The following is a 23,468-nucleotide window of genomic DNA, read 5'->3' as shown; positions in this document are numbered from 1 at the left end:
TCAGGACGTGAGTCCCAGTGCGCGTTTGACGGGGCCAAAACTACGGCGATGGTGCTCTGTTGCGCCATGCAGTGCCAACTTTTCCAGATGAAAAGCGGTCGGATAACCTTTGTGCTGTGCAAAGCCATACTGCGGGAACACCGTATCCAGCGCCGCCATTTCAGCGTCACGGGTGACTTTTGCCAGTATCGACGCAGCGCTAATCTCCGCCACGCGGCTATCACCTTTGACCACCGCCATTGACGGCATCGGTAATGCCGGGCAACGATTGCCGTCAATCAGTACGTATTCCGGCGCAATATGCAGACCCGCAACCGCACGCTGCATCGCCAGCATGGTGGCATGCAAAATGTTCAGCTCGTCGATTTCATGCGGTTCCGCACGACCCAAACTCCAGCTTAACGCTTTTTCTTTGATTTCATCGTAAAGTGACAGACGACGCTTTTCCGACAGTTTTTTTGAGTCGTTCAGACCAATAATAGGACGAGCCGGATCCAGAATGACCGCGGCAGTCACTACCGCGCCAACCAATGGACCACGTCCAACTTCATCCACACCCGCTACCAAATGCGTATGTGGATAAACAAATTCAATCATTGTGCTAACTCCAGGACTGCATCCGCCGCCTGCTCATCCGCATTGCAACGGATCTGCTGGTGCAATTCGCGGAACGTCTCGTGCATCGCATGGCTGGTTTTACCGTTCGCCAACAGAGGCAGCAACGCGTGCGCCAGCGCCTGCGGCTCACATTCATCCTGCAACAGCTCTTTAACCAGTTCTCTTCCCGCTAGCAGGTTAGGTAGCGAAACGTAATCAGTCTTCACCAGACATTTTGCCAACCAGAAAGTGAAAGGTTTCATACGGTAGCCAACCACCATCGGGCATTTCGCCAGCATACATTCCAGTGCAGCCGTGCCAGAGGCCAACAGCGCAGCATCACTGGCGACCATTGCTTCGCGTCCCATTCCATTGAGCATATGCACGGAAAGTTCCGGGGCAACCTCAGCCTTGATACGTTCAAATTGCTCGCGCCGTTTGGCATTGACCAACGGCACGACGACTTCGAGATCCGGATAATGCTGACGTAATAGCTGCGCCGTTTTCAGAAAATCGGCGCTGAGCATCTCCACTTCTGCACCGCGACTCCCAGGCAAAAGCGCCAGGCAGTGAGCATCATGAGGAATGCCTAACACATCACGCGCTGCGTTTTTATCCGGATCCAGCGGCATGGCATCCGCCATAGTGTGGCCGATGAAGCGGCACGGGACGTTAAATTTGTCATAAAACGCTTTTTCGAAAGGCAGAAAGGCCAGCACCATATTGGTGGATCTGCCTATTTTGAAAACGCGTTTCTGTCGCCAGGCCCACACAGAAGGACTGACGTAATGAATGGTTTTTATGCCCTGCGATTTCAGGTTGCCTTCGAGGGTAATGTTGAAATCAGGCGCATCAATCCCGACGAAAACATCCGGCTTAAGGTCGGTGAATCGGCGAGTGAGATCGGCACGGATATGCAGTAAACGGCGCAGGCGCCCGAGCACTTCTACAATGCCCATTACTGCCAGTTCTTCCATTTCGTACCAGGCTTCACAGCCTTCCGCCTGCATCAATGGACCCGCAACGCCAACAAACCGCGCATTGGGAACACGGGCCTTGAGTGCACGAATTAAACCGGCACCAAGAATATCGCCGGAGGTTTCTCCGGCGACAAGGGCAATCGTTAAAGGACGCTGTTCAGTCATTAACGAATCAGACCACGCGTTGAGCGTTCAAAGAAGTCACTAAAAGCCTGAACATCGGGGTACTGCTTCGCCAGTTCGGCGATTTCCGGTTTCACTTCCTCAAGCGTTTTACCGCTGCGGTACAGCGCTTTATAGGCGTTGCGGATCGCAGTAATGGCTTCACGGGTGAAGCCGCGACGCTTCAGACCTTCGATATTAACGCCAAATGGCGTCGCGTGGTTACCCTGGGCGATAACGTATGGCGGGACGTCCTGGGCTACGCCAGAGCAGCCACCCACCATCACGTGTGCACCAATAATGCAGAACTGGTGCACCGCGGTCATGCCGCCGATGATAACAAAATCATCAAGCGAAACATGTCCGGCAAGTGTCGCGTTATTCGCCAGAATGCAACGGTTACCTACCGTACAATCATGCGCAACGTGTGCGTTAATCATCAGTAAGTTATCGCTGCCCACCTTCGTCAACCCACCGCCTTGCACTGTGCCACGATGAATGGTGACGCTTTCGCGAATGCGGTTGCGATCGCCAATTTCCACACGGGTCGGTTCACCAGCATATTTCAGGTCCTGGTTCACTTCACCGATGGAGGCAAACTGATAAATCTCGTTATCACGACCAATTTTTGTATGGCCATTCACGACAACGTGAGACTTCAGTACGGTACCCTCACCAATTTCAACATGGGGTCCAACAATACAAAATGGGCCAATGTGAGCATTAGCGCCAATGCTGGCGCCGTCTTCGACAATGGCTGTTGGGTGAATAAAGGCGGATTTATCAATCACGTATCAGGCCTCCCGGCTACGGGCACACATCATCGTTGCTTCGCACACAACTTTACCGTCGACCAGCGCAACCCCTTTAAAACGGGTCAGGCCGCGGCGCGTTTTTTCGAAAGTCACTTCCATGATCATCTGATCGCCAGGCACGACGGGACGCTTAAAGCGTGCTTCATCAATACCAGCGAAATAATACAGTTCGCCCGGTTCCAGTTTTCCTACGCTTTTAAACGCCAGAATACCAGTGGCCTGCGCCATCGCTTCCAGAATCAACACGCCAGGAAAAATCGGTTTACCCGGGAAGTGGCCCTGAAAGAAAGGCTCGTTAACGGATACATTTTTCACTGCGCGCAGAAAACGACCTTCTTCAAAATCCAGCACGCGGTCTACCAGTAAAAACGGAAAACGGTGCGGCAGAAGTTCTAAAATCTCTTCAATATGCAGAGTATGAGTGTTAGTAGTCAAAATACTCTTCCTGTCAAAATATACTAAAAGGCAATAATAACACGGCCTGTCGCAATCGTATGAATGGGACAGGCCGAAAAGTCAGACATGCAAAGACGGTGCTTTAGTCTTGTTGATTAACCTTGCGCTCAATCGCTTTGAGGCGCTTGCTCATATCATCAATGTTCATCACCAGTGCAGCTGTTTTACGCCATACCTTGTTGGGTTGTAGCGGAATGCCTGAGGAGTAGACGCCCGGTTCAGTGATAGGACGCATCACCATACCCATGCCAGTTACCGTGACTTTGTCGCATATTTCCATATGCCCATTAATCACGCTGGCGCCGCCAATCATGCAGTAACGGCCAATCTTCAGGCTACCCGCCATAATGACGCCACCGGCTACAGCCGTATTGTCGCCAATCACGACGTTATGCGCAATCTGGCACTGGTTATCAATGATAACACCATTACCGATCACGGTATCGTCCAGCGCACCACGGTCAATGGTGGTACATGCGCCAATCTCAACACGATCGCCAATAATCACGCGACCAAGCTGCGGGATCTTCACCCAGTTACCGCGATCGTTCGCGTAACCAAATCCGTCGGATCCGACAACGGTGCTGGACTGGATCAGGCAATTTTCACCGATCTGAATGTCGTGGTAAATCGTCACATTCGCCCACAAGCGTGAACCTGCGCCGATTTTTGTGTTTTTTCCAACGAAGCAACCTGCGCCGATAACCACGTTATCGCCCAGTTCTACGCCAGACTCAATGACCGCATTCGCGCCCACAGAAACATTGTTACCCAACTTCGCCGTCGCATCGATTACTGCACTCGGTGCAATATTTTGCGCAGGCTGAGGCGTGGTATCTAAAATTTGCGCCATTCGTGCATAGGTCAGGTAGGGATTCTTCACTACCAGCACAGCACTCTTAGCAAATGGAAGGGAGTCCTGCGTCATCACAACGGCAGAAGCCTGGCATGCACTCAGGTGCTCACGGTACTTTGGATTCACCATGAACGTGATATTGCCAGTTTGCGCAGATTGCATGGACGCTACGCCGGTGATGACGATATCGCCATCACCGTGTAATTCTGCATCCAACTGCTCTGCTAAATCAGCCAGTCGAATTGAAGGCATTACTTATTTAACCTGTTTCAGTACGTCAGCGGTGATGTCTTTTACATCGCTGCTGTTGTATGCAACGGTGTTCGCGTCAACAACCAGATCGATGCTCTGGCTGCTCGCAACAGATTTCACAGCTGTCTGGATACGATTAACCAGCTTGCCGCGTTCTTCGTTAGAACGACGTTGACGATCCTGCTCGAAAGCCTGCGCTTTCTGAGAGAAAGTCTGGCGCTGAGCCATTACGTCTTTTTCCAGCTTGGTACGGTCGCTGCCTGCTTTCATTGATTGCAGACGCTGCATTTTAGATTGCAGGTCGGATTCCATACGCTGCAGTTCGCTGGCGCGGCCTTTGAACTCATTTTCCAGCGTAGTAGAAACACCCGTCTTCTGTGCAACCTGTTGGAACAGGCTACCCATGTTGACGATTGCAATTTTGTCAGCAGCCTGTGCGGACGTTGCCATCGCTAAACCGAGACCTGCAGCTAATAACCACTTTTTCACAATTAACTCCTTACCATCCCATTTGCACCCGAAGGTGCAGTTCTTTGCGTGGCCAGGCGATCCCATGCAAGATCGCCTAAAGTCAGCGCTACACTACCACTACATTCCTTTGCGAAGAACAATTACCAGGTTTTACCAATGTTAAACTGGAACTGTTCCGCTTTGTCTCCATCGTACTTCTTGAACGGTTGGGCGTAGGAGAAAACCAACGGCCCCAATGGGGACATCCATTGTAACGCGATACCCGCAGACATACGGATATTATTCGGATCGCTGTAGTCTGGCACGCCAACTGCACGGGTGTCAGCGGTATTCTGCCAGTTCGTATCCCACACGGTACCCATATCCCAGAAGAAGGAAGTACGGACCGAGTTAGCATATTTATCGCTGATAAACGGCGTAGGTGTGATAAATTCCAGGCTCGCTACAGCCATGGCGTTACCGCCGACTGCATCGTCTGATTGACAAGGTTTATTGTCAGTTCTCGAGCACTCTTCATAGTTACTCGAATTGGAATCCGATTTAGCACCTGGCAAATAGACTGCTTTTGGACCAATGGTGTTTGACTGGAAGCCACGTACAGTGCTGGAACCACCCGCGTAGAAGTTCTCATAGAACGGCATCTCTTTGCCGCCAATGCCATCACCATAACCCAGCTTGGTGCGTCCCAAAACCACCCATTTGTGGTCGTCATCGATCGGCACATAGGTCGCCGTATCCAACGTCGCTTTATAGTATTCGTTATCAGAACCCGGGATGGTCACTTTACCGTTCAGGTTGACACGCGTACCTTCCGTAGGGAAATACCCACGGTCCAGCTTGTTGTAGGTCCAACCGTAGTTGAAGGTGAAATCATCCGCGGCAAAGCTGTTGGTATTGTCTTCACCCATGGATTCAAGATAACGATCCATCGCAATCTGCGGCTGCATGTTGGACAGTTTGTTATGTACATAACCCAGGCCTGCACGCAACGTGTTGTATTCGTTGACCGGGAAGCCCAGCGTTACGTCCGTACCATAGCTTTTGTTGGTATAGTCGGACAGATCTGCATCATCCGCCTGGAAGTCGTTATAGAAGACACGGCCACCGAGACTCACACCATCGACGGTGAAGTACGGGTTGGTGACAGACAGCTCAGTATAGGTCTGATAGTCGTTTTTGGTGCCGCTAATCCCGACGGAATAACCGGTACCTAACCAGTTATCCTGCTGAACGCCCGCCTGGAAGCTCACGCCACTTTCAGTGCCGTAACCCACACCGAAGTTAAAGCTACCGGTGTTGCGCTCTTTCACCTTATAAACCACATCAACCTGATCAGGACTGCCCGGAACACGTTGAGTATCGGTATCGACAGTTTCAAAGTAACCCAGACGGTTCAGACGCTCTTTACCCTGGTCAACCAGATCGCTGCCCAACCAGGCACCTTCCATCTGGCGCATTTCGCGACGCAGCACGGAATCTTTTGAGGTGTCGTTACCTTCAAAACGGATCTTACGCACATAGAAACGGTTACCCGCATCCACGTTTACACGCAATTTAACGGTTTTGTCTGCATCGTTGATTTCAGGCTGCGACTGTACACGCGGGTAGGCATAACCATAGCGTCCCAGTAGCTTCTTGATATCATCTTCCATTTTGGTCACTTTAGTGCCGTTATAGAGTTCACCCGGTTCGATTTTCGTCAGGGTCTCAATTTCGGCAGAGTGCCCGGCCAGATTACCACTCACCTGGACCCCAGAAAGCTTGTACTGCTCGCCTTCTGTGATGTTAACGGTGATGTAGATACCTTTTTTATCCGGCGTCAGGCTAACCTGCGTGGAATCGATATTGAAGCGAGCATAACCGCGATCCAGATAGTAGCTGCGCAGGGTTTCAAGGTCGCCCGCCAGTTTCTGTTTCTGGTATTTACGATCGCCCACCACGTTCCACCACGGTACTTCATCGCGCAGTTGGAAGTGAGAGATAAGCTCGTCGGTTGTGAAGGCATGGTTGCCGACGATATTGATCTGTTGGATCTTCGCCGAAACGCCTTCCTGGAAGACCAGTTTGAGGTCAACGCGGTTACGCGGCAACGGCGTGACCACTGCTTTCACACTGGCGCTGTATTTACCGACGCTATAGTAGAAATCTTCCAGACCTTTTTCGATATCGGCAAGCGTTGTGCGATCCAGAGACTCGCCAACACGTACGCCAGACGCCTCGAGGTTTTGCTTCAGCATGTCATCTTTCACCGATTTGTTACCGGAGAAAGTGATGCTGGCAATCGTCGGACGTTCTTTTACCTGAACCAGAAGGGTATCACCATCGCGCAGGACGCGGACATCCTCAAAGTTACCGGTGGCGAACAGAGCACGAATGGTATTACTGATATCTTCATCATTAACCGTGTCGCCTGTGCGCACCGGCATACTGAGGAGAGCCGCACCAACAGCGACTCGCTGTAGGCCTTCGAAATGAATGTCCTTCACTACGAACCCTTCAGCACCGTATACGGTGGCGCTGCTAAACAGCAGCGACGCTATGAGCAACTTTTTCATCGCCATCGTTATTATGCGTTCTTCCTAACACTCTCTTACAACCGAGAGAAATCATTGAAAAGTGCAAGCCCCATTAACAACACCAGCAAGATAGAGCCAATGCGATAACTAAAGTCTTGAACCCGCTCGGATACCGGACCGCCCTTCAGCTTTTCAATCGCCAGGAACAGCAGATGCCCCCCGTCAAGAACGGGCAACGGAAACAGGTTGATTATCCCTAAGTTCACGCTGATAAGCGCAAGGAACATCAGGTAATAAATAACCCCGAACTCCGCTGACATCCCAGCCCCCTGGGCGATAGAAATCGGCCCACTGAGGTTGTTCAGTTTTACATCACCGGTAATCAATTTTCCCAGCATACTGACCGTTAGCTTCATCAACTGCCACGTTTTATCCGAGGCTTCGAGGATGGCGCTGAATGGCCCATACTGGCGTACAGTCTTATACTCATCAGGCAGAGGAATAACTTTAGGCACCACGCCCGCAAAACCTTCTGCCTTCCCGTTAACCTCTTTTGAATCTGGGGTTAACGTTAAAGACAAGGAACTTCCTTGTCTTTCAATATCTAGCGCTAACGGCTTATCCGGATTATCGCGCACCAACGTCACGAACGTCATCCATTGCGTCAGCGGCTGACCATTGACTTTAACGATCCTGTCGCCAGCTTGCAAACCCGCCTTACTTGCCGCGGAGTTTACCTGCACTTCTGACAGCACCGGTTCAATCTGCGGACCACGAGGACGAATGCCCAAACTCGTGACGGGGTCCTGTTTGTCTGGCTCAAATGCCCATTGGCGCAAATCCAGCGTTTTATCCTGTCGCTGGTTACTGCCAAACGGTGCCACGCTGAGGATAGTCTGCTCATCACCAATTTTGGCTACCAGCTGCAATCGGACGGTATCCCAATCAGGGGTTTCGATACCATCAACCGCTTTTAGTTCCGTACCTGGCTGAATTTGCGCCTGGGCAGCAATCGAGTTGGGTGTTATTTCACCAACAACCGGACGAACGCCAGGGACACCGATGATAAACACCAGCCAGTAGGCAAAAATAGCGAAGAGGAAATTTGCAATCGGGCCTGCAGCGATAATGGCCGCGCGCTGCCCAACTGTTTTATTGTTGAAAGCATAGTGGCGCAGCTCCGGTACAACGGGCTCAGCGCGCTCATCCAGCATTTTGACGTAACCGCCGAGGGGAATTAAGGCGATCACGTATTCCGTACCCTGTTTATCGGTACGGCGCCAAAGCGCTTTTCCAAAGCCAATGGAAAAGCGCTCGACGCGGACTCCGCAGCGCCGTGCAACCCAGAAATGACCAAATTCATGCACGGTGATAAGTACACCAAGTGCAACGATGAATGCAGCCAGATTCCAGAGAATACTCAGCATAAGACCATCCGTTAGAGCGTCCTGAATACCAGTAACAACAGGCAAGCAAAGACCGGCACCGCAGCCGTCAGGCTGTCAATACGATCCAGAATACCACCGTGTCCTGGGATTAAGTGACCACTGTCCTTAATACCTGCTTCACGCTTAAACATACTCTCGGTCAGGTCACCCAGCACGGAGGCCAGGGCTGCAACGATGGAGCAAATGAGCAAGGTGACAGGCGCAACTTCAAGATTCGCCCACATACCATAACCCCACGAGATTACAGCTGCAGTGGCAAGTCCGCCAATAAAACCCTGCCAGGTTTTACCAGGAGAAACCTTCGGCGCCAGTTTATGTTTGCCAAACATCTTACCAAACATATAGGCACCAGAATCCGCTCCCCAAACGAGGATCATGACATACAGCAGCCATAGCGCGCCACTATAATGATTCTCATCATAGTGCCAGGCACGTAGCGCCAGCATTCCCCAAAAGAAAGGAACAATGGTTAACACGCCGAAAATTATGCGTAATGTTTTGGAATTACGCCAGACCGAGGCTGAACCGGGGTAAAACAACACCAGTAATAGCGCCACGGCCCACCAGCCCAGCGACGCCCAAAGCGACACTTCAACCAGCGGTTGGTGAATATTATGATGATACTCAGGCAGCAAAAACAGCATCAGTGCCAGCAATAGCCCGCACAAAACCGCCAACCAAACTCGCTGTGTACGCGTGGCAAAACCGCTTAACTGTCCCCATTCCCAGGCGGCCAGCATACAGACGACCAGCGTAACAATGGCGAACCCCACCGGCGGCAACAAAAACAACGCCGCGATGACAACGGGTATTAAAACAAAAGCAGAAATCAGGCGATACTTCAGCAAAAGCGACCCCCATCAGGCTTTTTCATCACCGGGCTCGGTGCCGCCGAAACGACGCTCACGATTAGCAAAGGCATGTAGCGCACCTTCAAAGTCTTGTTCATCGAAATCGGGCCAGAGAACATCCGTAAAGTAAAGTTCGGCATAGGCAATTTGCCACAACAAAAAATTACTAATTCGATGCTCTCCCCCAGTCCTTATCACTAAATCCACAGGAGCCAGCTCATGCATACACACTTGCTGACCAAGCATCTCTTCATCAATTTGCTCTGGACGCAACAGACCTTCCTGCACCTGTTGTGCCAGTTGCCTGACGCCCTGGACAATATCCCACCGTCCACCGTAATTCGCGGCAATATTCAGCGTTAACCCGGTATTCTGGGCGGTAAGCGCTTCCGACTTGCGAATCCGTTCTTGCAAACGTGTGTTAAATCGACTGATATCCCCAATAATACGCAGGCGCACGTTATGGCGGTGCAGGTTTTTCACTTCGCTATCAAGTGCCCACACAAACAATTCCATTAACGCACTGACTTCCTGCGCTGGTCGGTTCCAGTTCTCACTGCTAAAGGCATACAGCGTTAACGCGTCAATACCGTTATTGGCAGCAAAAGAGACAGCCCGGCGGACGGATTTTGCTCCGGCCTTATGCCCAAAGGCGCGGATCTTCCCTTGCTTTTTCGCCCAGCGGCCATTGCCATCCATGATAATTGCGACATGGCGACAACCATGTGCTGGCAAGTTCTCGCTTAATGGTTTAGTTGCAGACAACATAACGCGTTTTTAGTCCCTGAAAGGATTATACGGTACTCAGGAATACTGAAGCCTATCCACAAAAAAGCCGTGTCAAACCACGGCTTACCCGATCGAAAAAAAGCAAATACCTGCGATCAGGTGGCGCAGACTATATCACTGAAGCCCAACGCTAACAAATAGCACGATCCCTCACAGAGTGATTATCATCAGCTTGAGAGTCGTGTCACTTGTTTTGTCGCGACGTCTCTGGCGATGGCATCGACCCTCAGCACATCTTCAACGCTCTGCGGTTCCTGCAAATCCATCCTATCCAGTACGGACAAATTGAGATCGGCGATATCCGTAAATCGAATCTGCTGCGCCAAAAATGCAGCAACGGTAATCTCATTTGCGGCGTTCAGCGCAGTTGTCGCAGCCTGTCCTTGCTCAAACGCGTCCATCGCCAGTTTCAGGCACGGATAACGCTGATAATCAGGTGCGGAAAACGTCAACGCACTGAGTTTGCAAAAATCGACAGGCTTAACCCCAGAGCTCACACGTTCCGGCCATGCCATCGTATGGGCGATAGGCGTGCGCATATCAGGCTCACCCAACTGGGCCAGGACGCTACCATCCTGATAACGGACCATCGAGTGAATAACCGACTGTGGATGGATCAGCACTTCCATCTGGCTTGCACTGGCATTAAACAACCAACGCGCTTCAATGTATTCCAGACCTTTATTCATCATGGTGGCGGAATCGACGGAGATTTTTCGTCCCATCGACCAATTCGGATGACGACATGCCTGATCGGGAGTCATTAGAGCCAGATCGGGCAATGGCGTTTCACGGAAAGGGCCACCAGACCCGGTAAGCAAAACAGACACAACGCCGTTTTGCTCAAGGTCAGCGTATCCCAGATTGTGTTGGATAGGTTGCGGTAAACTCTGAAAAATCGCGTTATGTTCGCTATCTACCGGCAAAAGCTGCGCTTTATGCCGTTTCACGTCGTCCATAAACAGACGTCCGCAGGTTACCAGAGACTCTTTATTCGCCAGCAAAATGTTTTTGCCTGCACGGATTGCCGCAAGCGTTGGCAACAAACCTGCCGCGCCAACTATCGCCGCCATGACCTGATCGACATCATCCAGCGCGGCCATATCACAGGCAGCCTGCTGCCCGCACATAACCTCGGTGCGACTTCCATGATCCCGCAATGCGGATTTCACCAGCGCTGCACTTTTTTCGTCATCCATCACCGCGTAGCGTGGGGAAAACTCAAGGCATTGCTCCACCATACGGGCGACATTTTTACCCGCTACCAACGCAGCAACACGAAATTTATCCGGGTTATGGCGTACTACATCGAGCGTACTGCAACCAATAGAGCCGGTTGAGCCCAGGATGGTTAATTGCTTCATGAGACATCCAGAAGAATTGAGACAGGATAAAAAAGCAAAACGCCGCCATCCAGCCTTCTCAGGCCTTCTAAGCGGCGTTTTTAGCGTACAGGCGAATCAGAACTGCATCAGTTCCGCTTCTTTCTCTGCCAGCGCCGCATCAACTTTCTTGATTGCAGCATCGGTCAGTTTCTGTACGTCGTCCTGAGAACGGCGATCGTCATCTTCGCTGATCTCTTTATCTTTCAGCAGCGCTTTCACTTTGTCGTTGGCATCACGGCGTACGTTACGCACAGCAACACGCGCACCTTCAGCTTCACCACGTACGATCTTGGTCAGATCTTTACGACGTTCTTCGGTCAGCGGCGGCAGCGGAACGCGGATGTCAGAACCCGCTGAGCTTGGGTTCAGACCGAGGTCAGAAGCCATAATCGCTTTCTCAACAGCCGGACCCATAGAACGGTCAAACACGTTGATTTTCAGGGTACGGGAATCTTCAACCGTTACGCTTGCCAGCTGGCGCAGCGGAGTCGGCGTGCCGTAATATTCTACGATAATGCCATCCAGCAGGCTGGGAGAAGCACGACCCGTGCGAATTTTGCTGATTTGATTTTTGAATGCTTCGACGCATTTGTCCATGCGTACTTCAGCATCTTTTCTGATATCGTTGATCACGTTACGAATCCTTGAAAGCTTGTTTCAGTCAGACCATACCCACCACGCAAGATGTGACAAGTATAGTCTTGATTAATTTTGAGGGACGTATCCCGCGACATTAAAGCGGAATATTACCTGCATTTAGCCGCAACGGGAATTATTCCGTGATTAACGTGCCTTCTTTTTCACCCATCACAACGCGGCGCAACGCACCCGGTTTGTTCATGTTGAAGACACGAATCGGTAATTTGTGGTCACGAGCCAGCGTGAACGCAGCCAGATCCATCACTTTCAGTTCTTTATCCAGTACTTCAGCATAGGTCAACTGTTCGTACATGGTTGCTGTTGGATCTTTAGCTGGATCGGCGGTAAACACACCATCAACTTTAGTGGCTTTAAGAACCACATCCGCTTCAATTTCAATACCACGCAGGCAGGCTGCGGAGTCAGTGGTGAAGAACGGGTTGCCTGTACCAGCGGACAAAATAACCACGCGGTTGTTACGCAACAGGCTGATCGCTTCCGCCCAGCTGTAGTTATCACACACGCCGTTCAGAGGGATAGCGGACATCAGGCGAGCGTTCACATAGGCGCGGTGAAGCGCATCGCGCATCGCCAGACCGTTCATTACGGTGGCTAACATGCCCATGTGGTCGCCCACGACGCGGTTCATCCCTGCTTTCGCCAGACCAGCACCACGGAACAGGTTACCACCACCGATCACTACGCCAACCTGGATTCCCAGCTCGACCAGCTCTTTGATTTCCTGAGCCATACGGTCAAGTATGCTTGCATCAATACCGAAGCCCTCTGAACCTTGCAGAGCTTCGCCACTTAACTTAAGCAGAATACGTTTGTAGACGGGTTTTGCATTGGTAGCCATGTTTCTTTCCTGAGACTGTCAACGAATGAGATGAGTTAATTCCAGCGACATTGTATGTCGCTTTTCAGCCCTGCCACTATAGCGCTTAGCTGAATTTACAAGTCGGGCGCAAAAAGAAGCCGCCCTCAGGCGGCTCCTTTTAAAATTAAGACTGCTTGGACATCGCAGCAACTTCTGCTGCAAAGTCAGTCTCAACTTTCTCGATGCCTTCACCCACTTCGAAGCGGATGAAACCAGTTACGTCAGCGTTGTGCTCTTTCAGCAGCTGAGCAACAGATTTGCTCGGTTCCATAACGAAAGGCTGACCAGTCAGAGAAACTTCGCCGGTGAATTTCTTCATGCGGCCTTCAACCATTTTCTCTGCGATTTCTTTCGGCTTGCCAGACTGCATCGCGATATCCAGCTGAACCTGGTATTCTTTTTCTACTACTTCAGCAGAAACGTCTTCCGGCTTAACGAATTCTGGTTTGCTTGCAGCAATGTGCATTGCCAGCTGTTTAACCAGTTCTTCATCAGCGCCAGTTGCAGCAACCAGAACACCGATACGCGCACCGTGCTGGTAGCTACCCAGTACTTCGCCTTCCAGGGAAGCCACGCGACGGATGTTGATGTTCTCACCGATTTTAGCAACCAGAGCAACACGTTCTTCTTCGAACTGTGCTTTCAGAACTTCAACGTCAGTGATTTTGCCAGCAACAGCAGCGTCCAGTACTTTGTCAGCAAATGCCTGGAAACCAGCATCTTTAGCAACGAAGTCAGTCTGGCAGTTAACTTCCAGAATGAAAGCGATATTGCCGTCGATTTTGGTTTTGATTACGCCGTCAGCAGCAACGTTGCCTGCTTTTTTCGCTGCTTTAATAGCACCGGACTTACGCATGTTTTCGATTGCCAGCTCGATGTCGCCATTAGCTTCAGTCAGTGCTTTTTTGCAATCCATCATGCCTGCGCCAGTACGCTCACGCAGCTCTTTTACCAGGGATGCGGTAATTTCAGCCATTCTAAAATCCTCGGAAGATTTGATCTGCCCGGCATGAAACCGCACAGATTTAAAAGTGAAAAAGGGGGCCATATACAGGCCCCCTAACCAAACGTGATACTACCTGGCCTATATCCGTCATTCTTCAAGCTGCTGGTGCGTTGTTTTCCTTACTCACCCCAGTCACTTACTGACGTAAGCTCCGGGGGATTCGTTGCGTCAACGCCTTCCAGCAACTCGAATTATCTAGGATATATAAGGGGTCGCTCTAACGAGCGTGCCTTATTATTCAGCTTCTACGAAGCTTTCTTCCGCCTGGGAAGCCAGATCCTGAGAACGGCCTTCACGAACGGTAGTAGCTACAGCGCCCAGGTACAGGGTCACAGCACGGATTGCGTCGTCGTTACCCGGGATAACGAAGTCAACACCGTCCGGATCAGAGTTGGTATCAACGATAGCAAATACCGGGATACCCAGGTTGTTTGCTTCTTTGATAGCAATGTGCTCGTGGTCAGCATCGATTACGAACAGAGCGTCCGGCAGGCCGCCCATGTCTTTGATACCGCCCAGGCTGTTTTCCAGTTTCTCAAGCTCACGGGTGCGCATCAGCGCTTCTTTCTTGGTCAGCTTTTCGAAAGTACCGTCCTGAGACTGAGTTTCCAGATCTTTCAGACGTTTGATGGACTGACGAACGGTTTTCCAGTTAGTCAGCATACCGCCCAGCCAGCGATGGTTCACGAAGAACTGGTCGCAGCTGTTAGCAGCGTCTTTCACCGCTTCGCTTGCAGCGCGTTTAGTACCAACGAAAAGGATTTTACCTTTACGAGCAGAGATCTTGTTCAGTTCAGCCAGAGCTTCGTTGAACATCGGTACAGTTTTCTCAAGGTTGATGATGTGAACTTTGTTACGCGCACCGAAGATGAACGGCTTCATTTTCGGGTTCCAGTAACGGGTCTGGTGACCGAAGTGAACACCAGCCTTGAGCATGTCGCGCATGGAAACAGTTGCCATGATTAAAACCTCTATATATAAAAGTTGGGGTTAAGCCTCCACGCATCCCATATTACCGACCCTTAAGGGCACCCCGGAATATGTGTCGATACGTGTGTGTTGTTACACAAAGTGAGATTTGTCGCTCCCGTCCATCGTGTGTAGTCTGCGAATAGAACGGAAGTCCGGCGCGCTTTATACCACAAATACGCCGTCGACACCAATAATTGTTGGTACTGTGTGCTGAATGAACGATGAATTTCGTGTTACAGGAAGGCGGCAAATTTTTGAATCTCCAGGAGCTTACATGTAGTAAGTGACTGGAGTGAAAAAATACAGCCAACGCACCTGTGGCACGAAAGGCGAAGTTTAGAATGATTCTCAATTTGGCAGCATGTATGCGGGACTGATACCATTGGCAGCACTTAAACAATTATTGCCGATATCATCGGCACTGATGGACAGAATTCATGGCTATCTCAATCAAGACCCCTGAAGAAATCGAAAAAATGCGCGTCGCAGGCCGCCTGGCCGCTGATGTACTGGAAATGATCGCACCGTTTGTTAAACCGGGCGTCAGCACCGGCGAGCTGGATCGCATTTGTAACGACTACATCGTGAATGAACAGCAGGCCATTTCCGCATGCCTGGGCTATCACGGTTATCCGAAATCCGTGTGCATCTCTATTAATGAAGTCGTGTGCCACGGGATCCCGGACGATGCCAAGCTCCTGAAAGACGGCGATATCGTCAACATCGACGTCACAGTGATTAAAGACGAATACCACGGCGATACGTCCAAAATGTTTATCGTCGGGAAACCGACCATTCTTGGCGAGCGTCTGTGCCGCGTCACGCAGGAAAGCCTGTATCTGGCGCTGCGCATGGTAAAACCAGGTATTCGCCTGCGTACCCTGGGTGCTGCAATTCAGAAATACGCGGAAGGCGAAGGTTTCTCTGTGGTCCGTGAATACTGCGGTCACGGCATTGGTCGCGGCTTCCATGAAGAACCGCAGGTTCTGCATTACGATGCGGACGACGGCGGTGTGGTACTGCAGCCGGGCATGACCTTCACCGTAGAACCGATGCTGAATGCCGGTGATTACCGTATCCGCACCATGAAAGACGGCTGGACGGTGAAAACCAAAGACCGGAGCTTGTCTGCTCAGTACGAGCATACTATTGTGGTGACGGAAAACGGCTGTGAAATTCTGACGTTACGCACGGATGACACCATCCCGGCGATCATCACACACGGCGAATAATGTTTTGCCTGATGGCGATGCCCCTGCATCTTATCAGGCCTACAAATTGCACCTTTACTCAAAATCATTCGAGTTGCTTCAAGACGGCAAGAGAGTGAATCTCCAGAAGCGTACAAAAGTACGTGACTGGAGTGAACGAGCGCAGCCAACGCAGAAGCAGCTTGAAGGATGAAGAGTAAATCCGTAGGCCGGGTAAGGCGCATTAGCCGCCATCCGGCTTTTTAATGGGTGGCGCATAATGAATACTCTTCCTGAACAGCACGCAAATACTGCCCTCCCCACCCTGCCTGGCCAACCGCAAAACCCAGGGACATGGCCACAGCACGACCTCAACTGCCCCGGCATTAAAGCGCATATCGACGCTTTCCAGCACTGGTTAGGCGAAGCGTTTGACAGCGGGATCTCCGCAGAGCAACTCATTGAGGCCCGCACCGAGTTTATTGACCAGTTACTTCAGCGTCTGTGGATTGAAGCCGGTTTCGGTCAGATTGCCGATCTGGCGCTGGTTGCTGTTGGCGGTTACGGACGCGGCGAACTGCATCCCCTTTCCGATATTGACCTACTGATCCTGAGTCGTAAAAAGCTCCCTGACGCACAGGCCGAAAAAGTCGGCGAGCTGTTAACGCTGCTATGGGACGTGAGGCTAGAGGTTGGGCACAGCGTGCGGACGCTGGAAGAGTGTCTGCTGGAGGGGCTATCGGATTTAACCGTCGCCACCAACCTGATTGAAACACGCCTGCTGATTGGCGACGTGGCGCTGTTTCTGGAGCTACAAAAGCATATTTTTAGCGAAGGTTTCTGGCCGTCCGATAAATTTTACGCTGCCAAAGTGGAAGAACAGAATCAACGCCATCAGCGCTATCACGGCACCAGCTACAACCTGGAGCCGGATATCAAAAGCAGTCCTGGTGGACTGCGCGACATCCACACCCTGCAATGGGTCGCCCGTCGTCATTTTGGTGCCACGTCGTTGGATGAGATGGTCGGCTTCGGCTTCCTGACGCTGGCGGAGCGCGCCGAACTGAATGAATGTTTGCATATTCTGTGGCGCATTCGCTTTGCATTGCATCTGATCGTGAACCGTTACGATAATCGTCTGCTGTTTGATCGACAGCTCAGCGTGGCTCAACGCCTCAATTATGGCGGTGAAGGCAATGAGCCGATCGAGCGGATGATGAAAGACTATTTCCGGGTCACGCGACGAGTGAGTGAACTGAACCACATGCTGCTCCAGCTGTTTGACGAGGCGATCCTCGCCATGCCGGCTGATGAAAAACCGCGCCCAATTGATGACGACTTTCAGTTGCGTGGCACATTGATTGACCTGCGCAATGACGACCTGTTTATCCGCGAGCCCGAGGCTATTTTGCGGATGTTTTACATCATGGTACGCAATAGCGCGATCACCGGAATTTACTCCACCACACTGCGTCATTTGCGTCATGCCCGCCGTCATTTAACTCAACCGCTGTGCTACATTCCGGAAGCGCGCTCGCTATTTCTCAGCATGTTGCGCCATCCGGGTGCAGTGAGTCGCGGCCTGTTGCCAATGCATCGCCACAGCGTGTTATGGGCCTATATGCCGCAGTGGTCACACATTGTCGGTCAAATGCAGTTTGACCTGTTTCATGCTTATACGGTGGATGAGCACACCATCCGCGTAATGCTCAAGCTGGAAAGTTTTGCCAGGGAAGAGACTCGCCCGCGCCATCCGCTGTGTGTGGATCTGTGGCCGCGCCTGCGTCAACCGGAACTCATTCTGATTGCTGCGCTGTTCCACGATATCGCCAAAGGACGTGGCGGCGATCACTCTATTCTGGGGGCTCAGGACGTACTCAAGTTCGCCGAATTACACGGACTCAACTCGCGTGAAACAAATCTGGTCATGTGGCTGGTGCGCCAGCATCTGCTAATGTCGGTGACCGCTCAGCGCCGTGATATTCAGGATCCGGAGGTGATCAAGCAATTCGCTGAAGAAGTACAAACGGAACATCGTCTGCGCTTTTTAGTGTGCCTGACCGTCGCAGATATTTGCGCTACTAACGAAACACTGTGGAATAGCTGGAAGCAAAGCCTGTTGCGCGAATTATACTTCGCCACGGAAAAACAGCTGCGTCGTGGAATGCAAAACACGCCGGATATGCGCGAGCGTGTGCGCCATCATCAGCTGCAGGCACTGGCGCTACTGCGTATGGACAACATTGATGAAGAAGCGCTGCACCACATCTGGTCGCGCTGTCGCGCCAACTATTTCGTGCGCCACAGCCCAAATCAACTGGCCTGGCATGCGCGTCATCTGCTGCAGCACGATCTCAGTAAACCACTAATTTTACTCAGCCCGCAGGCCACGCGCGGCGGGACAGAAATTTTCATCTGGAGCCCGGACCGCCCTTACCTGTTCGCCGCCGTCTGCGCCGAACTGGACAGACGTAATCTTAGCGTTCACGATGCACAGATTTTCACCACCCGTGATGGCATGGCGATGGATACGTTCATCGTTCTGGAGCCGGACGGCAGTCCGCTGTCGTCAGACAGGCACGAAGCGATCCGTTTTGGGCTTGAACAAGCCATTACTCAACGCAGTTGGCAACCGCCGCAGCCGCGTCGTCAACCGGCAAAATTACGCCACTTTACCGTCGATACCGAGGTTACTTTTCTTCCGACCCATACCGACCGTAAATCATTCCTTGAGCTTATCGCTCTCGACCAGCCTGGACTGCTGGCGCGGGTCGGGCAGATTTTTGCCGATCTGGGAATTTCGCTGCATGGCGCCCGAATTACAACCATTGGCGAGCGAGTAGAAGATTTATTCATAATCGCCACCGCCGACCGGCGTGCCCTTAATAATGAGCTGCAGCAGGAAGTACATCAACGGTTGACAGAGGCCCTCAATCCAAACGATAAAGGGTAATGTTTTTATTTATTATGGAAAGAGTTTAACAATGCAGCAGTTACAGAACGTTATTGAGTCCGCTTTCGAGCGCCGTGCCGACATTACTCCGGCAAATGTAGATACCGTAACCCGCGAAGCGGTGAATCAGGTTATTGCTTTACTGGATTCCGGTGCACTGCGCGTCGCAGAAAAGATTGAGGGTCAGTGGGTCACGCATCAGTGGCTGAAAAAGGCGGTCCTGCTCTCTTTCCGTATTAACGATAATCAGGTTATCGAGGGTGCGGAAAGCCGTTACTTCGATAAAGTGCCGATGAAATTCGCCAACTACGACGAAGCACGCTTCCAGAAAGAAGGTTTCCGCGTGGTTCCGCCAGCGGCCGTACGCCAGGGTGCGTTTATCGCCCGTAACACCGTGCTGATGCCGTCTTACGTGAACATCGGCGCTTATGTGGATGAAGGTACGATGGTTGATACCTGGGCGACCGTGGGTTCCTGCGCGCAAATTGGTAAAAACGTTCACCTGTCCGGCGGCGTTGGCATCGGTGGCGTACTGGAGCCGTTACAGGCTAACCCGACCATCATCGAAGACAACTGCTTCATCGGCGCACGTTCTGAAGTGGTTGAAGGCGTGATCGTCGAAGAAGGCTCTGTTATCTCTATGGGCGTGTACATTGGTCAGAGCACCCGTATTTACGATCGTGAAACCGGCGAAGTGCATTATGGCCGCGTTCCGGCGGGCTCTGTGGTTGTCTCCGGCAACCTGCCGTCGAAAGATGGCAAATACAGCCTGTACTGCGCGGTGATCGTGAAGAAAGTCGACGCTAAAACGCGTGGCAAAGTGGGTATCAACGAACTGTTACGTACCATCGACTAACAGCAATTTGAAAAAGCGGGCTTAGCCCGCTTTTTTTACATATGCGAGTGGCATAAACAAGGCTTTTCGTTAATTATTCAATGGTTATAGTGAGCTTAAGGGTACCGCTATGTATGACAATCTGAAAAGTCTGGGCATTACTAATCCTGAAGAGATCGATCGTTACAGCCTGCGGCAAGAAGCCAACAACGATATCCTGAAAATCTATTTCCAAAAGGATAAAGGTGAGTTTTTTGCCAAGAGCGTGAAGTTCAAATATCCCCGTCAGCGTAAAACGGTTGTCGCCGATGGCGTCGGTCAGGGCTACAAAGAAGTGCAGGAGATCAGTCCAAACCTGCGCTATGTGATCGACGAACTGGATCAGATCTGCCAGCGCGATCGCAGTGAAGTCGATCTTAAACGCAAGATCCTCGATGATTTACGTCATCTGGAAAGCGTCGTGACTAATAAGATCAGCGAAATTGAAGCCGATCTGGAAAAACTGACGCGTAAGTAACCGCATGTGAATGTATTCGTAGGCCGGGTAAGGCGAAGCCGCCCCCCGGCATTTTGCCTGATATGTGTAGTGTCATCAGGCAAGGAATTAATGCTGTTCATCCAGTTGCAACGCCACATACAACAACAGTCGGTCGTCAAAATTCCCCAAATCCAGCCCGGTTAGCTCTGAAATTCGGTTCAGGCGATATTCCAGCGTATTACGGTGGATAAACAACGCTTTTGAGGTCGCCAGCGGCTGAACGTTATGCCGAAACCACGCCGCTAAAGTCCGACGCAGCAAGCCGTTGTTATCCATCGCTTTCAGCCGAACCAGCGGACGGGCCAGCTCATTAGCCTGCCAGCCGCCGCGCAGGCTGTCCAGCAGCACTGGCAGCATTAAATCCTGGTAAAAATAGCTGCGGCTTTCCGGCATGCGCTGCTTGCCGACCATCATGGTCGTGCGCGCCGTACGATACGAACGGGCAATACTGCCTGGCCCGGTAAAATAGTTGCCCAGCGACACGCGAAAACGCAGCTGTCCGTTCTCTTTCATGCGAGCAATGAGCTGCTCAACACGCTTGCGGTGATCTTCCGCGTCCCAGCGACCAAACTGATTGAGCGCCGGTTTCAGCACCACCATCTCGGTCAGGGAAACAATCGCAATCAGATTATTACGTTCAGGCGTAGTCAACGCGTTCTGCAATTGCTGTAGCTCAGCCATGGCACTGTCTACACCAAGCTGACCGCTGTCGACCTCCACCACCGCTACCACGCGCGGCTGGTTCAGATCTATACCCAGCCTCTGCGCCCATTCCACCAGCGCCGGGGTGTTTTCTTCAGCCTGAATCAGGTTCATCACCAGTTCTTCGCGCAGACGACTGTCCTGAGCGAGCAGATGCATCAAACGCGACTGCTCCAGCATCATTTCGGCGGTCATACACACCAGTTCACCGTACTTACGCAAATGCTCCGGCTCACCGGTTAAGCCAATAACGCCAACGATTTCGCCTTCGAGCCGCAGCGGCAGGTTTATCCCCTGACGCACGCCGTGCAAATGTCGCGCTACCGCATCATCAATATCGACTACCCGGCCCTGTGAGAGCACCAGCAGTGCCCCTTCGTGCAATTCACCAATACGTTCGCGATCGCCACTGCCGATTATCCGCCCACGGGCATCCATTACGTTGATATTGGTATCAATGATGCGCATGGTTCGCGCCACAATATCCTGCGCCATTTTGGTATCGAGATGCCAGCCAGCCATAAAGCCCTCCTGTGAGCAGTGCTCAAGCATAGGGAAGAAAACAGGCTGCGACATTGTGCAAATGCACAAAGCAGAAGAGAGAAGTATGGAGTTGTGGTAGGTATCACAAAAAGAAACCCCTTCCCTGATATGGGAAGGGGTTCAGAGGGATTATTGCATCAACAGATAGATAGAGCTGTCACCACGCTGAATGTTCAGCGCCAGAACAGCCGGTTTACTGTCGAGAATTTTGCGCAGTTCCGCGATGTTTTTCACCGGTTGCTGGTTAGCACCAATGATGACATCCCCTTTCTTCAGGCCAATCTGTGCCGCTGGCGAATTCGGTTTCACATCGCTTACCACGACACCTTTGTCCTGGCCTTTGTTGCTCATATCCGCACCTTCAATGCCTTTGAAGATAGAGCTGGAATCAACCTGAGTCTGGCTGCTCTGCTGCAGTTCCAGGTTCACCGTTACCGGCTTACCGTCGCGCAGCAGGCCAAGGTTAATTTTGCTACCCACTGGCATGGTGCCGACCTGCGCACGCAGGGCAGCGAAGCTGCTGATTGGTTTACCGTTCAGGGAGGTAATCACGTCCCCAGCTTTGATACCGGCTTTCGCTGCAGAAGAGTTCGGCATAACCTGGCTGACGAATGCCCCACGCTGGGCATCCACTTTCATCGCTTTCGCCAGCTCAGAGCTCAGCTCAGTCCCCATAATACCCAGCTCACCGCGTTTAACCTGGCCGAACTCAACCATCTGCGAAGTCAGGTTTTTCACCATGTTGCTTGGGATAGCAAAACCGATCCCGATGTTGCCACCGTCCGGCGCGAGGATCGCGGTGTTAATCCCGATCAACTCACCATTCAGGTTAACCAGCGCACCGCCAGAGTTACCACGGTTGATCGCCGCATCCGTCTGGATAAAGTTCTCGTAGTTTTCGGCATTCAGGCCACTACGCCCCAGTGCAGAAACGATACCTGATGTCACCGTTTCACCGAGGCCAAACGGGTTACCAATCGCTACAGTGTAATCACCCACGCGCAGCGCATCAGAATCTGCCAGCTTAATTGCCGTCAGATTTTTCGGATCCTGAATTTGGATCAACGCGATATCAGAGCGCGGATCTTTTCCGACGATTTTCGCGTCAAACTTACGCCCATCGCTCAGTTGAACCTTGATCACCGTGGCATTATCGACCACGTGGTTGTTGGTCACAACATACCCTTTCGCGGCATCAATGATGACGCCAGACCCCAGCGCCATAAATTTCTGCTGCTGGCCGCCGCCGTTGTCAGCGCCCGGAGCACCGCCCTGGCAGAACGGTGAGCTCTGGAACGGAGAACCGTCCTGGCAGAACGGAGAGTTATCACCAAAGAACTGCTGGAAATTACGCGGCATACGCGGCGTATTGACCGTCGTGCTCCCCTCGACATTAATACTCACCACCGATGGCATCACTTTTTCGAGCATCGGGGCCAGGCTTGGCATCTGTTGGGCTGTTGTCGCTGAAGACGCTGTCTCAGCCGCCGTTGCAGACAGGGGGGACAACGCCAAACCTAAACTCAGAGCCAGTGCACTCATTGCTAATGTGGTTTTTTTCATGTGTTTCGTTCTCGATTAACAGGTCACGCAAAATTGCTGTATACCTCAGAGTCGTTTTATAGCGCTAAG

General features: G+C 51.8%; 21 protein-coding genes. 4 read left to right on the top strand and 17 right to left on the bottom strand.

Annotated features, from left to right (window positions below; all coding sequences use genetic code 11):
- The 15 genes from rnhB to rpsB all read right to left on the bottom strand — a co-directional run bounded on the left by rnhB (position 1) and on the right by rpsB (position 15,063).
- Positions 1-597, bottom strand: a complete 597-nt coding sequence (gene rnhB, locus FDX24_RS23280) for a ribonuclease HII (protein ID WP_048212642.1) — start codon at positions 595-597, stop codon at positions 1-3.
- The gene (lpxB, locus tag FDX24_RS23275; protein ID WP_137365006.1) at positions 594-1,742 is read right to left on the bottom strand and encodes a lipid-A-disaccharide synthase; all 1,149 of its coding nucleotides are present in this window, start codon (positions 1,740-1,742) and stop codon (positions 594-596) included. Before lpxB ends, rnhB begins: the two co-directional genes overlap by 4 nt.
- On the bottom strand, positions 1,742-2,530 hold the full coding sequence (lpxA, locus tag FDX24_RS23270; RefSeq protein WP_005132096.1) for an acyl-ACP--UDP-N-acetylglucosamine O-acyltransferase: 789 nt from the start codon (positions 2,528-2,530) through the stop codon (positions 1,742-1,744). The genes lpxB and lpxA overlap by 1 nt, the downstream gene beginning before the upstream one ends.
- 3 nt (positions 2,531-2,533) lie before the next feature.
- Positions 2,534-2,989 carry a 3-hydroxyacyl-ACP dehydratase FabZ gene (fabZ, locus tag FDX24_RS23265; RefSeq protein WP_003018528.1) on the bottom strand — a complete coding sequence of 152 codons (456 nt, stop codon included), beginning with the start codon at positions 2,987-2,989 and terminating at the stop codon, positions 2,534-2,536.
- A gap of 103 nt (positions 2,990-3,092) precedes the next feature.
- Positions 3,093-4,118, bottom strand: a complete 1,026-nt coding sequence (gene lpxD / locus FDX24_RS23260) for a UDP-3-O-(3-hydroxymyristoyl)glucosamine N-acyltransferase (RefSeq protein WP_040230032.1) — start codon at positions 4,116-4,118, stop codon at positions 3,093-3,095.
- A 3-nt stretch (positions 4,119-4,121) separates the two neighbouring features.
- A complete protein-coding gene (gene skp, locus FDX24_RS23255; protein ID WP_005132103.1) occupies positions 4,122-4,607 on the bottom strand; it encodes a molecular chaperone Skp in 486 nt (161 codons plus the stop codon).
- A 122-nt stretch (positions 4,608-4,729) separates the two neighbouring features.
- Positions 4,730-7,150 (bottom strand): outer membrane protein assembly factor BamA, encoded by a 2,421-nt coding sequence (gene bamA / locus FDX24_RS23250; RefSeq protein WP_061067279.1) that lies wholly within the window; start codon positions 7,148-7,150, stop codon positions 4,730-4,732.
- Between the two features lie 29 nt (positions 7,151-7,179).
- Positions 7,180-8,532, bottom strand: coding sequence for a sigma E protease regulator RseP (gene rseP, locus FDX24_RS23245; RefSeq protein WP_061067278.1), 1,353 nt, complete (start codon positions 8,530-8,532; stop codon positions 7,180-7,182).
- 11 nt (positions 8,533-8,543) lie between these two features.
- A complete protein-coding gene (gene cdsA / locus FDX24_RS23240) occupies positions 8,544-9,401 on the bottom strand; it encodes a phosphatidate cytidylyltransferase (RefSeq protein WP_048212646.1) in 858 nt (285 codons plus the stop codon).
- A 12-nt stretch (positions 9,402-9,413) separates the two neighbouring features.
- Positions 9,414-10,172 carry a (2E,6E)-farnesyl-diphosphate-specific ditrans,polycis-undecaprenyl-diphosphate synthase gene (gene ispU, locus FDX24_RS23235; protein WP_040230029.1) on the bottom strand — a complete coding sequence of 253 codons (759 nt, stop codon included), beginning with the start codon at positions 10,170-10,172 and terminating at the stop codon, positions 9,414-9,416.
- A 188-nt stretch (positions 10,173-10,360) separates the two neighbouring features.
- On the bottom strand, positions 10,361-11,557 hold the full coding sequence (gene ispC / locus FDX24_RS23230; protein ID WP_048212647.1) for a 1-deoxy-D-xylulose-5-phosphate reductoisomerase: 1,197 nt from the start codon (positions 11,555-11,557) through the stop codon (positions 10,361-10,363).
- Positions 11,558-11,653: 96 nt separating this feature from the next.
- Positions 11,654-12,211: a ribosome recycling factor gene (frr, locus tag FDX24_RS23225; RefSeq protein ID WP_005132113.1), complete on the bottom strand. Its 558-nt coding sequence runs from the start codon at positions 12,209-12,211 to the stop codon at positions 11,654-11,656.
- A gap of 139 nt (positions 12,212-12,350) precedes the next feature.
- Positions 12,351-13,076 carry a UMP kinase gene (pyrH, locus tag FDX24_RS23220; RefSeq protein WP_005132114.1) on the bottom strand — a complete coding sequence of 242 codons (726 nt, stop codon included), beginning with the start codon at positions 13,074-13,076 and terminating at the stop codon, positions 12,351-12,353.
- A 145-nt stretch (positions 13,077-13,221) separates the two neighbouring features.
- Positions 13,222-14,073: a translation elongation factor Ts gene (tsf, locus tag FDX24_RS23215; protein WP_005132116.1), complete on the bottom strand. Its 852-nt coding sequence runs from the start codon at positions 14,071-14,073 to the stop codon at positions 13,222-13,224.
- Between the two features lie 264 nt (positions 14,074-14,337).
- A complete protein-coding gene (gene rpsB, locus FDX24_RS23210; RefSeq protein ID WP_005132117.1) occupies positions 14,338-15,063 on the bottom strand; it encodes a 30S ribosomal protein S2 in 726 nt (241 codons plus the stop codon).
- A gap of 449 nt (positions 15,064-15,512) precedes the next feature.
- On the opposite strand from rpsB, the gene map reads away from it, so the two are divergent.
- From map to FDX24_RS23190, 4 genes are all read left to right on the top strand, one after another.
- Positions 15,513-16,307 (top strand): type I methionyl aminopeptidase, encoded by a 795-nt coding sequence (gene map / locus FDX24_RS23205; RefSeq protein ID WP_048212648.1) that lies wholly within the window; start codon positions 15,513-15,515, stop codon positions 16,305-16,307.
- Between the two features lie 238 nt (positions 16,308-16,545).
- Positions 16,546-19,218, top strand: a complete 2,673-nt coding sequence (glnD, locus tag FDX24_RS23200) for a bifunctional uridylyltransferase/uridylyl-removing protein GlnD (protein WP_048212649.1) — start codon at positions 16,546-16,548, stop codon at positions 19,216-19,218.
- Between the two features lie 31 nt (positions 19,219-19,249).
- Positions 19,250-20,074: a 2,3,4,5-tetrahydropyridine-2,6-dicarboxylate N-succinyltransferase gene (gene dapD / locus FDX24_RS23195; RefSeq protein WP_003837532.1), complete on the top strand. Its 825-nt coding sequence runs from the start codon at positions 19,250-19,252 to the stop codon at positions 20,072-20,074.
- A 109-nt stretch (positions 20,075-20,183) separates the two neighbouring features.
- Positions 20,184-20,570, top strand: a complete 387-nt coding sequence (locus FDX24_RS23190) for a DUF3461 family protein (protein WP_003018562.1) — start codon at positions 20,184-20,186, stop codon at positions 20,568-20,570.
- An 87-nt stretch (positions 20,571-20,657) separates the two neighbouring features.
- Here FDX24_RS23190 and cdaR read toward each other — a convergent pair whose 3' ends face one another.
- Together cdaR and degP are read right to left on the bottom strand one after the other, a co-directional pair.
- Entirely contained in the window at positions 20,658-21,815 is a 1,158-nt protein-coding gene (gene cdaR, locus FDX24_RS23185) for a DNA-binding transcriptional regulator CdaR (protein ID WP_005132128.1), read from the bottom strand.
- A 150-nt stretch (positions 21,816-21,965) separates the two neighbouring features.
- Positions 21,966-23,399: a serine endoprotease DegP gene (gene degP / locus FDX24_RS23180; RefSeq protein WP_005132129.1), complete on the bottom strand. Its 1,434-nt coding sequence runs from the start codon at positions 23,397-23,399 to the stop codon at positions 21,966-21,968.
- Positions 23,400-23,468 lie beyond the last annotated feature (69 nt).

Source organism: Citrobacter sp. wls716, from assembly GCF_005280975.1.
In the GTDB taxonomy this organism is placed as follows: Bacteria; Pseudomonadota; Gammaproteobacteria; order Enterobacterales; family Enterobacteriaceae; genus Citrobacter; species Citrobacter youngae.
Note: the sequence above shows the minus strand (reverse complement) of the source record. Positions and strands in the feature narration are given on the sequence as shown.